12 protein-coding genes are annotated in these 12490 nt (G+C 41.2%); all 12 read left to right on the top strand.

Going from position 1 to position 12490, the window contains the following annotated elements; genetic code table 11:
• Positions 1–8 precede the first annotated feature (8 nt).
• The 12 genes from NQ541_RS09705 to NQ541_RS09650 all read left to right on the top strand — a co-directional run bounded on the left by NQ541_RS09705 (position 9) and on the right by NQ541_RS09650 (position 12235).
• Positions 9–332: a zinc ribbon domain-containing protein gene (locus NQ541_RS09705; RefSeq protein ID WP_005611173.1), complete on the top strand. Its 324-nt coding sequence runs from the start codon at positions 9–11 to the stop codon at positions 330–332.
• A gap of 244 nt (positions 333–576) precedes the next feature.
• On the top strand, positions 577–1794 hold the full coding sequence (locus NQ541_RS09700; protein WP_005611176.1) for a zinc ribbon domain-containing protein: 1218 nt from the start codon (positions 577–579) through the stop codon (positions 1792–1794).
• 32 nt (positions 1795–1826) lie between these two features.
• The gene (locus NQ541_RS09695; RefSeq protein WP_081442960.1) at positions 1827–2537 is read left to right on the top strand and encodes a YARHG domain-containing protein; all 711 of its coding nucleotides are present in this window, start codon (positions 1827–1829) and stop codon (positions 2535–2537) included.
• Positions 2538–2545: 8 nt separating this feature from the next.
• Positions 2546–3388: an N-acetylmuramoyl-L-alanine amidase family protein gene (locus NQ541_RS09690; RefSeq protein ID WP_023921020.1), complete on the top strand. Its 843-nt coding sequence runs from the start codon at positions 2546–2548 to the stop codon at positions 3386–3388.
• A 139-nt stretch (positions 3389–3527) separates the two neighbouring features.
• Positions 3528–4469, top strand: coding sequence for a zinc ribbon domain-containing protein (locus NQ541_RS09685; protein ID WP_023921022.1), 942 nt, complete (start codon positions 3528–3530; stop codon positions 4467–4469).
• Complete coding sequence (locus NQ541_RS09680; RefSeq protein ID WP_005611187.1) at positions 4470–5393, top strand: glycoside hydrolase family 25 protein; 924 nt, start codon at positions 4470–4472, stop codon at positions 5391–5393.
• Positions 5394–5689: 296 nt separating this feature from the next.
• Positions 5690–6508: a lectin-like protein gene (locus tag NQ541_RS09675; protein ID WP_023921024.1), complete on the top strand. Its 819-nt coding sequence runs from the start codon at positions 5690–5692 to the stop codon at positions 6506–6508.
• Between the two features lie 86 nt (positions 6509–6594).
• A complete protein-coding gene (locus NQ541_RS09670) occupies positions 6595–8598 on the top strand; it encodes a WG repeat-containing protein (RefSeq protein ID WP_023921026.1) in 2004 nt (667 codons plus the stop codon).
• Positions 8599–8619: 21 nt separating this feature from the next.
• Entirely contained in the window at positions 8620–9816 is a 1197-nt protein-coding gene (locus NQ541_RS09665) for a tetratricopeptide repeat protein (RefSeq protein WP_023921028.1), read from the top strand.
• A gap of 114 nt (positions 9817–9930) precedes the next feature.
• A complete protein-coding gene (locus NQ541_RS09660; protein WP_005611199.1) occupies positions 9931–10293 on the top strand; it encodes a zinc ribbon domain-containing protein in 363 nt (120 codons plus the stop codon).
• 13 nt (positions 10294–10306) lie between these two features.
• Positions 10307–11539 carry a hypothetical protein gene (locus tag NQ541_RS09655; RefSeq protein ID WP_005611202.1) on the top strand — a complete coding sequence of 411 codons (1233 nt, stop codon included), beginning with the start codon at positions 10307–10309 and terminating at the stop codon, positions 11537–11539.
• Between the two features lie 12 nt (positions 11540–11551).
• Positions 11552–12235 (top strand): zinc ribbon domain-containing protein, encoded by a 684-nt coding sequence (locus tag NQ541_RS09650; RefSeq protein ID WP_005611204.1) that lies wholly within the window; start codon positions 11552–11554, stop codon positions 12233–12235.
• Positions 12236–12490 lie beyond the last annotated feature (255 nt).

Genomic DNA, 12490 nt, shown 5'->3' with positions numbered 1-12490 from the left:
GCAGAATCATGAATTACGATGAGACAGTTTTTGTAAATCCAGACAAATTAGGATTGGATGAAGGAGATACTTTAGATGAACTATACAGAAAATTAGGGAAAGCCTATTATGAGGGAGCATTTGAAGATCCATTACCGCAGTTATTACCTTTATTTGATAAAATTACAAAAATAAAAGGCTTGTCTGCAGGCAGGGGTCAGCAGAAAAGGGACGACGTTCCTGCACAGAGATATTGTCCTTCCTGTGGAAAATTAATTGATGGTCAAGACAGATTTTGTGGTGGATGCGGATACGATTTAAATGATGTCGGGGTCAAAAGCCCCCGACTTTGATGCCTACGGATTGCTCCGTGCTACGCACTCCCACAATCCTACCGAATATTCGCATATCGTGGGATTATCATCCCACTTTTATGCTCATATCGGGGCGGGTCCTAAGGTCTTTCACCCACCTATGAGCAAGCTCATGTGGGCTTAGACCTTTTGACCCTGGCATCTTTAAATAAATGATGCAAAAAAAGGAAATTTATATTAAAATAAAAGAAAAGATTAGGTTGTAAGAACGGAGGATGAAAAAATGGCTTTTTTTGATGAAATGGACAGAAAATTATCACAGTTTGGACAAAGTGTATCGAACAAATCCCGTGAAGTTTCGGAAGGAATGAGGCTTTCAAGTGCGATTAAAGCGGAAGAGGAAAAGCAGAATAATCTTTACAGAGAAGTCGGAAAATACTATTTTGAAAATTGTGCGGCAAATGCAGAGGGACAGTTAAAGGTACTTTGCGATCAGATTGTAGCCAGTATGGAACTGACAAGCCAGTATAAGCAACAGCAGAATGTATTAAAAGGAATGGTCAGTTGTCCGAATTGCGGAGCACAGATTTCTGCCAACTCTGGATTTTGCAATGTATGTGGATCAAAGATTGAAAAGCAGGTTTCACCAGCACCGCAGCCGGGAGCAGGAAAGATTTGTCCGAAGTGTCAGAAGACGGTAGAGGCAGATGCACTGTTCTGTACATTCTGTGGAAATCAATTTGAAGCACAGCCGGCCGCCCCGGCATATGAAGAACCGGCCGCTCCGGCGTATGAAGAACCGGCCACCCCGGCATATGAAGAACCGGCCGCTCCGGTATATGAAGAACCGGCCGCTCCGGCGTATGAAGAACCGGCAGCTCCGGCATATGAAGAACCGGCCGCTCCGGCATATGAGGAACCGGCCGCTCCGGTATATGAAGAACCGGCCGCTCCGGCGTATGAAGAATCGGCCGCCCCGGCATATGAAGAACCGGCCGCTCCGGCGTATGAAGAATCGGCCGCCCCGGCATATGAAGAACCGGCCGCTCCGGTATATGAAGAACCGGCCGCTCCAGTATATGAAGAACCGGCCGCTCCGGCATATGAAGAAGTACATATTCCGGAAGTGACCGTGCCGACCTGTGTGAAATGTGGAGCTGTATTAGAAGAAGGACAAAAATTCTGTACAGTATGTGGTACAAAAGTAGAGGAAGAACCGGCAGCTCCGGTATATGAGGAACCGGCCGCCCCGGCATATGAAGAACCGGTAACTCCACCATATGAAGAAGTACATATTCCGGAAGTGACCGTGCCGACCTGTGTGAAATGTGGAGCTGTATTAGAAGAAGGACAAAAATTCTGTACAGTATGTGGTACAAAAGTGGGGGAGGAACCGGCAGCTCCGGTACAGCATATGCAGAGTTTGACATGCCGTAGCTGTGGGGCTGCATTAGAGGAAGGACAAAAATTCTGTACGAAATGCGGAACGCCGGTTGCATAAAAGTTAAGAAGCTGATGAAAGGAATGTAAGAGATGAGATGCCCGTATTGTAATCATATAACGGATGACGATTCTATGTTCTGTGCTTCATGTGGACGAAAGATAGAGCCAAGAGGAAATACCTATCAGCATACGACAGAAATGCCGAAAATGTCATTATATGAAGACGATTTTGATATGGAAGAAGAACGGAAAGGAAAATCTTCTTCCAGTTCTGTGCCGGTGATTATTGCAATAATTATTGCAGTATGTCTTCTGATTACGGCAGGAGTTGCAGCATGGTTTCTTTTGAACCATAGAACAGATACATCGTCAGATAATTCTGTCAGTAATGAATTGAAGACAGAATTAAATCAAAGCACGAATAAAAAAATTAAAGAAGAAAAAGAAAGTAAGAAAAAGAAAGAAGACGCTGATAAAGCAAAAAAAGAGGACTCTGAGAAAGAAGAGGAGACGAAAGAAGAGGCGGAAGCAGAAGAAAAGACAGATAATTATATACTTCCGGATAGCAGTAAAAGAATATTGGCAGACAGTGAAGTAAGTGGATTGTCAAAAAGTGAACTTCGACTGGCGAGAAATGAAATTTTTGCCCGTCATGGAAGAATGTTTGATGATCAGGAACTTCAGGATTATTTTAATTCAAAATCCTGGTACAGAGGAACGATTCGTCCGGAAGATTTCAGTGAATCAATGTTGTCAGAGACAGAAAAAGCGAATATTGAGACGATAAAAAAATATGAGTAGGGTCTATTATGAAATGTAAAAAGCTAGTGTGTGGCTGTATGGTATTCATGCTGATTTTTGGTATGTGTGCATGTGGAAAAAAGGAAAAAGCAAAAGAAGCTGCACCGGATCTGGTGCTGGAATTGCCCAAGGAAAAAGAAAATTCAGCGTCCGATTCAGAAGAGACGGTTTCAGGAATGGATGAGGCGACTCAAAATGAAGACATTCCGGAAAAGAAAGGAATTTTGATTGCGATTGACCCAGGGCATCAGGCTCCGGATGTGGATATGAGTGCGAAAGAGCCTAATGCTCCTGGGAGCAATGTTATGAAAGCAAAGGCTACCGGAGGAACAAGCGGAAGGTATTCCGGCATAGCGGAATACGAATTGAATCTTGCTATATCATTAATGCTTCGGGAGGCATTGCAGAACGAAGGATATGATGTGATCATGACAAGAGAAGATAATGAAACTGCAATCAGCAATGCGGAGAGAGCAACCATGGCAAATGATGCGGGTGCAGATATTGCAATCCGGATTCATGCGAATGGAAGTGAAAATAGTTCGGCAAATGGAGCATTGGTTTTAATCGGATCTGCAGGGAATCCTTATGTTGGAAATCTGTATGATGAAAGTAATCGATTAGCACAGGATGTCCTGGACAATTATTGTGCAGCGACCGGAATGGCAAACCAGGGAATTCAGGTGAATGATACAATGACCGGGATTAACTGGAGCAAAATTCCGGTCATCATATTGGAAATGGGATTTATGACCAATCAGCAGGATGATCTGAATATGGCAGACAGTGCATATCGTCAAAAGATGGTTGAGGGAATTGTGTCTGGTGTAAATGAGTATTATCAACAATAAGAAGATGCCAGAGTCAAAAGGTCTAAGCCCACATGAGTTTGCTCATAGGTGGATGAAAGACCTTAGGGCCCGCCCCGATATGAGTATCAAAGTCGGGGGCTTTTGCCCCCGACATCACAAGAAGAAAGAAGGAAAGAAGATGTATTGCCCTTTCTGTGGGAGTGAAATTTCAGACGACAGTACATTCTGCCCGATGTGCGGACAGAGTATTAATTCACCTGATGTGAATGTCAGAAAAGAAGAAAAAGAATCGAAAAAAGCGACAGGAACGATGCACTGGGTGCTGGTTCTGATAACGGTAGTTCTATTATTGGTTACGATGATCGGAATTGGCACTGCTCTTTATCTGCATTTTCGGGATTCCTCAGAAAAGATCAGTCAGGAAATAAAAAAAGACGATTTAAAAAAGGAAGTAAAAAAGGAGAAAGCTGAAGAAGAGACAAAGGATGAAGAAGATCTGAAAGAAGATGTACTGCAGGAGGAAGATGAGAGCAGTGATCTGGAAGATGAATTTTGGATCGATGAGGATACAAAGGCAGATTATAGTGAAAATCTGGATCCGGATCTGTATGAATCTTATGATTCCAAGATTACGGATTTCAAGTTTTATTATCCGGTAGATCTGTATAATGAAGTGTCCGTCGATGAGGATCCGGATCTGGTCAGTTATGGAGAAAACTGCCAGACAATTACATTTGAAGGAAGTGATGGGTCTCAACTGATCTTTTCTCTGACTTCCAGAACAGATGCCCTTTCTATCGAGAATATGACAGAAAATGTATACAATATTGAGAGTAAGGGGTTAGTTGAACCTGAAAAAATTGTAAAATCCTCAGAAGGAGATCATGGGAAGGCAATTCTGACCGGATGGGACAGCTCAGCTCATAACAGTGCAATCTATGACATGACTAAGATCGAAGCCGGATATGTTCTTCAGATGAAAGTGATCTTCCCGGATTATACAAGTGAAAAAGACCGGCTCGAAAAAGCATATGTTACAGAATGTTTATATCGGATGTGCGGCTTTTCGGATTCAAGTCAGCAGGTAAGAAGCTGGGATGAGTTTATGGAGGAAAATTAGATGAAAAGGGCATTTCCAGTGATGGCAGTTTTGTTCTGCTGTATGATTTTCTGTATGACAGGGTGCGGAAGTTCTGAAAAATCCGACAGTGGAGCTAAAGAAGAGAAGACAGTGAAAAAGCAGGAACAGCAGAATGAAAAAGAAGAAGAAAAAGAATCCGAAAAGGAACCGGAGATTTTGCAGTTTGTTGATGTATATGGGCAACAGTATTCAGTAGAAATTAATCAGAACATTGCAAAAAAGCAATATAATGATACATTATTTATTCATGATGGAGACAGATTGACCTATGCAGATGAGAAATATACTTCCAGACTGGGGATTGATGTTTCTTACCATCAGGGAGAGATTGACTGGAAAAAGGTAAAAGCAGCAGGTTATGACTTCGCTTTTATCAGAATTGGATACCGCGGTTATGCAGAGGCAGGAACTGTGAATGCGGATATCCGCTTTGACGAATATATACAGCAGGCACAGAATGCGGGACTCGATGTCGGAGTTTATTTCTTTTCGCAGGCGGTAAATGAAGAGGAAGCGAGGGAAGAAGCAAAGTTTGTGCTGGATCACCTTTCAGGATATAATCTTCAGCTCCCGGTAGTATTTGACCCGGAAAGCATTCTTGATGATGATGCAAGGACAGATCATGTATCAGGGGAGCAGTTCACAAAAAATACAGAAGCATTTTGTAGTGCGATTGAAGCAGCAGGTTATGATGCTATGATCTACAGTAATATGTTGTGGGAAGCTTATGAGCTGGATCTGGAAAAATTATCCGCATATCCGGTCTGGTATGCGGATTACGAATTAAAGCCGCAGACTCCATATCATTTTGAAGTATGGCAATATACGAATCAGGGATCCGTGGACGGAATTAATGGAAGAACAGACATAAATATCCAATTAATCGAAAAGCCTTCAAAATAGGATTGAAGTGTGCAGAGAAAAATAGTATAATCGTTTATGTGATGTCGGGGTCAAAAGCCCCCGACTTTGATGCCTACGGATTGTTTCGTGCTACGCACTCCCACAATCCTACCCGCTATTCGCATATCATGGTGCTTACGCCCCATTTTTATGCTCATATCGGGGCGGGTCCTAAGGTCTTTCACCCACCTATGAGCAAGCTCATGTGGGCTTAGACCTTTTGACCCTGGCATCATTTATGTTAAGGAATTATGAAACTGTATTTCCTGGCAAAGAATTGTGAAAGGATAAGAAATATGTATTGCCCATTTTGTGGAAAGCAGATTCCGGATGACAGCAGTTTTTGTCCGGAGTGTGGAAATGATATAAGAGATTCGTGGGAAAAGCAGCCATATCCACCGGAAATACCCCGGCAGCCTCAGAAGAAGACCGGAGCAGCGAAGATCATTCTGATTGTAATATTGATTCTTTTGGTGATAGCGGCAGGTGTGATAGCGGCCATTATTTTCTTAAAGCCTTCACCAGCAGATAAAGCTGAGACAAAGACCAAGTCTGAGTCAGTAAAGTCAGATAAAGAAGATAAATCAGATAAATCAGCAAAAGATGAAGCGAAAGCCCCGGCAGATGAAGAAGAGGATGAAGAAGAGAAATATGATCCGACAGAAGGCGGGATTCATCGATATGAATTTATTATTGCAGATGTAACGTGGAGTCAGGCGTTTGCCGATTGCAAGAGCAGGGGTGGATACCTGGTGCGTATCAATAGCGAGGAAGAGTATCAGTATATATTGAAGCAGTTAGATGCAGGCTCTTACCAGAAGATCCAGTTTTTCATCGGAGGCCGGAGGGATTCGGGAAGCAGCGAGTATTATTGGGCAGATGAAGATGATGAATTATATGGAGATCAGATTAATACTTCATCATACTGGTGCAGTTCAGAATGGCTGAGTGGGGAACCGAGCTTCAGAGATGGAGCAAATGAGGAAGAATATCTTGATCTTCTTTATTACAAGAATGAGGGAAGATGGACATGGAATGATGCACCGAATGACATTCTTGCAGTAGTTCCATCCTTTTCAGGCAGGATAGGATACATTTGTGAATACGAGGATTGATTGAACTGTCAGAAAACTTCCATGATGAGAATTATGGGAGTTTTTTTGTGCTATTAGAAGGAAAAAAGAACAAGGAGAAAAAGAAAATGTATTGCAGAAAATGCGGTGCCAGGATGAGTGAGCAGGATAGATTTTGTCCTGAATGTGGAACGGAGGCTTCAAAAGGAAATACTCAACAGGATGAGTTAAACGGATTCCCGGGAAATGAGCAACCGCAAGAAAATCCGCGGATGAATAAAAAGACGGTAATTTGGATTTGGATTCTTGCAGCATGGATTTTGCTGATAGCAATTGGAATTTCAGCTTTTTTTATCGTAAAAGGGCAACATGTGAAAAAGCAATATCAGAGTTCGCTGGAAGCAGGTGATAAGTATCTGGAAAATCTGGATTATGAAAAAGCAGAAGATGCCTATCTTCAGGCAATTAAAATTTCACCAAAAGAAAAAGAATCATATGAAAAGTTGATTCAGTATTATGTGGACCATAATGAAATTGATAAAGCGAAGAAGATTGTGAAAAAGGCGAAGAAAAATCTGCCGAAGAGTGAGAGTAAGAAAATTGAGGAAAAGCAGAAAGAGTGGGAGAGCCTGGAAGAATATACCTGGGTAGTAGAGCCGACAATTGAAGCGGATGAGATTTATTACTTACAAGGTGGAGATTTCTTTGAATATTCAGCCAATGAGATGAGAAGGCAGATGGATTCAAAATATGCCGTGATTAAGAAAGGTGATTCATATGGGCTGATCGGTATGGATGGAAAATTGTTGGAGGGAATGGCTTATAAAAGTGTAAAAACAGAAAATAAATATTATAGCGTAATTTTAAAGGAAGAAAAATATGATATAGAAAAAGGAGACATGGAACAGTTATATTATCTGAATGATTCAGATGAGATGATTCCAGGAAGCTCACTCATAGGTGATCCAGAGTTCGCAGAAAAAGGAATGTATTATTATACCTCTAATGAAATTCGCAATTCCATAGAAGATGAGATAGAATTATATGACCGTGAATGGAGAAAAAATTATATTAGTATGCCTGAAGTGGCTATTCCAGTAAAGGAAACCGAAGAAACAATGGCAGATGAGATTACAGAGGGCAAAACGGAGGATAGATATGAGTTTATTGATTCCTCAGATTCTGGATATGGAATCTGGGATGAGGATAAGATGACGACAAAATTCATTTATGATGAATGTGGATCTGAAAGCTCCGGGCTTCTGGCCGTCGAAAAGGATGGAAAATGGGGGTATGTAAACGATCAGGGAAAAGTAATGATACCAATCAAATATGATGCATCCTGGAAACACTATAATGAGACGAACGGTGATAAAGAAAAGGAATTTTGTTATGCAGCGACAGAAGGATATGTCCCACTTGTAAAAGATGGAAAGTGGGAGATGCGGAACAGCAAAGGAGATCTGGTTATTTCGTCAGGTGCATTTGAGGAAATCCTTCCAGTTTATGATGGAAAATGTTGGGTTAAAAAGGATGGAAAATGGGGAATCCTGAAATTGGAAAATGCTAAGATAGATAAGGATTCAGAAAAGGAGGATTCATCAGATACACAGAAGGTTTCCAATAAAAATGCAGATAAGCCGGGGAATACGAAAAAGGAAAATGGATCGTCGCAGGATGATAAAAAGACCATTTCTTCTGAGACATATCAAAAAGTCTATGGACCGCTGCTTGATCAGGCCGGTAACGAATATGGTCAGTCTATGGATTATTTTTTATATGATATTGATAAAGATGGTGTAAAAGAACTGCTTTTATTGAATGGAACGTGTGAGGCAGATTATGTATACAAGATCTATACCATCGGTAATGGAAGTGCCAGGTATATTGATGAGGTTAATGGATCGTGCGTGATGTTCTATGAAGATGAAAATGGAGGGACAGAAAAATATATCATCAGTGTGCAGGCTCGGATGGGATGTGAACGAGTGAGCAAAATCTGGTTGAAAGATGGAAAAGTTTCGACAGAAGAAATTTCCTATAAAGAAGAGGTGGGAATAGATGAAGACTATTATTCTAATCCATATCCATTGGACTATGCAGATGTAACAGATAAGTCATTATTAAAGTAGAAAACTATGGGGAATGAGAAAATGTATTGTGAAAAATGTGGTCATGAGATGAAAAATGGAAGATGCCCCAATTGCGGTTTTCCGGTCGGAGAGCCACAGTGGGAGGAGCAGAAAAGTAAGAAAAAATCAGGGAAGAAGATAGGCATTATCATCTTATCGGTAGTGATTGTTCTGATTTTTGCAGCAGCGATTCTTGCAGCTATTTTTTGGCTCAAGAAAGAAAATACGCAGAAAAAGTTTGATACACATATAGAAAAGGGGCAAAAATATCTGGAAGAAATGGATTATGAGAAAGCTGCGGACAATTATCTGGCAGCAATTGATATAGATCCAAAGGCAGAAGATCCATATATGAAACTGGCAGATTTGTATTTGGAAATAGATCAGCCGGAAAATGCAGCAATCGTATTGAAAAAGGGTGTAAAGAATACAGGCAGCCGGGCGATGAAAAATCGATATGATCTTTATACTTATGTAGATCAAAATCTGATTCCGGAAGAGGGGCAATGTGAAGAAGGCGAGTATGAATGTGATTATTATGAAGGCACAGGATATTGGGCATCGGTAAGTCTTGAAAGCAATCATTCACAAAAAGGCGTCATGAATTGGAAAATTATGGATTTTGATGGAGATGGAGAAGAAGAACTGCTTGTAATTTATCTGAATAATAAGGAAGAACAGGACGGGGGACCATATCAAAATGGAATTTACCTCAGGATGTATGAAAGTGAAAAAAATGAAATTGTCCTGAAAGATGAATACAAAGCATTATATCCGGTCATTGGAGCTGGCGATGAAGAGGATGACGGAATTTTCCTGAAAAAGCACGGGGGAAACATCTATCTGTGTGGAAGTAGTTATGCAATAGCGGATATTTATGCGGATGGAGCAACCATCAGCTCATTTATATTAACCTATGAAGAGGGGGCGTTCGTGCAACAGGCAGGAACAGAAGAACCAATCAGTGGTTCAGAATTTTACTGGTATAGCGGATACTGGGATATGGCAATGATGATGGATGAACTGGATATGACTGAGGATGCAGCACAGGTGAGACGGGATCATATGCCAAGATTTCAGTCCTGGGATGAAGCGGACGAGATGCTGGTCAGAATTACGGGAGAAAATAAAGGATATAAAGAACTTTTGTATGAAGAGACCGGAGAGATTAAATATCTTGGACATGTGGAAGTTTTAGTACAGTTAAGCGGTTTTTAAGAGTGGATGCAATGGAGTTACACGAAGTTGGAGTGTATTAAAAAAATGAATTTGACAATGTGAAAAAGATCGAAATATGGTAAGATAAAATAAAAAAGGAAGGGGAGGAAAGGGATGTATTGTAAAAAGTGCGGAAATGAGATCAGTGACGGAGCAAAATTCTGTAAGTTTTGTGGTGCAGTGCAGGAAACCCAGGCAGCAGGATCATTCCAAAAGCCGCAGAATGTTGATCCGGTAAAAGAGGCTGAACAGCAGCGGCAAAGAGAACGGTTAGATCAGCAGATTGTCAGTCTGGAATCTGAAAGAAAAGCTTTGGAAGAGAAAATCAAGGAAGATCTGCTAAGATTGAGTCAGAAAGTGGTGCTGCCAGCAACGGACTTGCAGCAGAAAAAGTGTCCGAATTGCGGAGGAATGGTAGCAGGAGCAAGATTTTGTCCCAAATGCGGTTATGATCTGAACAGTATAAAAGAAAAGTAAGGGAGGGAAAAATATGTCTTACGATGATATGCCACAGAAGCAGGCAAGGATAGAAGCTCTTAGAGAAGAAAAGGGCAGGTTACAGAAAGTGAGACAGACGATTGCTTTTTATGAAGCAAATGCAGCGAGTGGAAAGGTAAAAAAAGCAGTTCTCCCACAGATGGCACAGCAGATTCAGCCGGCAGAGGGGGCGAAATACAGTACCAACGGTGCAGGAAAAGCTCTTGACCGGGGACTTATGAGATGGATTTTGGGAGGTGGCAGCATTCTGTTGGTTTTACTTCCGTTTCTGAGCTGGATCACGGTTGCGGGATATGATGTGAGTTTTTTTAAGATGGCATCTGGAATAGAAAAGTTAAATGATTTTCTGGGAGCTTTTTCCACTGATGATGTCAGAGTTATGCAGGGGATTTGTATCTTTATATGCTGTGTTATGATTGGAATTGCAGTTGTGAATGGAATTGCGGCATATTGTACTTTGCGTAGTGGAAAGACAGGCTGGATTTATGGAGGAACAATCTATGGTATGGCAGTGTTCGGAGTTCTCTGGCTGTTCGTTCTTTACATCAATATGAAGCTAAAAGAAGCTTTAGGCAGTTATGGTGATTATATTAAGTTTAAGATGACTTTTCCGGCGTGGCTGGCAGTGATTCTTGCTATTGTGCTGTGCGTTCTGAATGCAAATCGTGAAAAGCTGGAGCGTAGTTTTAAAGGAGAGACTTTGTCGGGAGCAAATGCTGTGAGTGGGACAAATCAGGGGATATTGCCGATTACAAATTATTATCCATGGGAAGAACTTCAATTGTGTACGTTACATATGACGGGACATGCAGTGAGAAATATCTGGATGGATTATAAATATGTAGGATGTGCCGGAGAAGTAGATAGGAAATCCGCACAGATTGTTGCAGATATAGTCTTTAAGACGACAAAGGGAGTTTTTATTATTCCGGGAATAAGCTGGTTTATCAGTCAGATACAGAGACAGGGAGAGACAGAAAGAAAATCATTTCAGGCAGTTCCATTTTCAGCACAGGACGTGATCAACGTAGAGTGTATGCTGCGGACAGTAGAAGTCGTGGGAACGGAAAAGAAAATCATTTGTGATGTGAGTGTGGATTCCGGACTGGATTGTAGGGAACTGTTAAATTATCGTGGGCTGTCAGGCCGGCAGTTTGCAGTATGCAAAGAACAGGAATTGAAAGCAGGCAAGATAGATAGCGAGGGAATGTATTGCACATATTAGGAGGAAAAAGGAATGTTTTGTAAGTATTGTGGAGAGAATAATGTAGATGGGGCAAAGTTTTGCAAGAATTGTGGCAAACCATTAATGACGACATCAAGTGCAGACGGTACTGCTGCAGGATATAATCCGGAAATGACTCCGGGATATACACCGACATCACAGCAGAACCATAAAAAGACTGGGATTATAGCAATCGTGGCGATTGTGGCAGCAGTGCTGATCGCTGTAGCAGTGATTTTTTCAATTTTCCATGCGGTAAAAGGACGCAGCCCGGAAAAAACGGTAGATCAGCTTGTGACATCGATGTTTAAACTGGATGCGGATGGCATCATCGATACATTTCCAAAAGAAGCGGTAAACAAGTTAAAAGAAGAAGGAAACTGGGATGATGAGTATGACGACCTTGTAAGTGGCATAGAATCGATCGCACAATCCGTGGGAGAGTATGTTGACCTGGAAAAGATGTGTTCTTATAAGATCACAGAGACAAAAGATGCCACAGAAGATGAGATAGCGGAAATTCAGGAAGATTATGACGATGAAGGAATTGATGTAAAGATTAAGGATGCAAAGATAATGACAGTTGAACTCACAATCAATATTCCAATTTATGGTTCGGAGACAGATTCAGAAGATATCGTAGTGATAAAGATCGGAAATAGTTGGTATATTGATCCAATGAATTTCAGTCTGTAGTTGTAACTGTTGAATTTTGGATATGCAAAAAGAGCCGGTGATTTCAGTATAAAGCTGAGATGACCGGTTTTTTAACTGTCTGGAACAAGGGAAAAAGATCCAGTGAATCTTGTCAGTTATCAAGTATGAGCTAAAATGGTTCGTCGGCTTTTTGTGAAAAAATTATCATTTAAAAAATAAGGAGAAAGAGTGACAAATTTCAGAATCTGTATACGAAAATATACAAAGAAGGAGTCCGGTCATACTGGACTTTTG

Origin of the sequence: [Ruminococcus] lactaris ATCC 29176, assembly GCF_025152405.1 — a bacterium.
GTDB lineage: Bacteria > Bacillota > Clostridia > Lachnospirales > Lachnospiraceae > Mediterraneibacter > Mediterraneibacter lactaris.
Note: the sequence above shows the minus strand (reverse complement) of the source record. Positions and strands in the feature narration are given on the sequence as shown.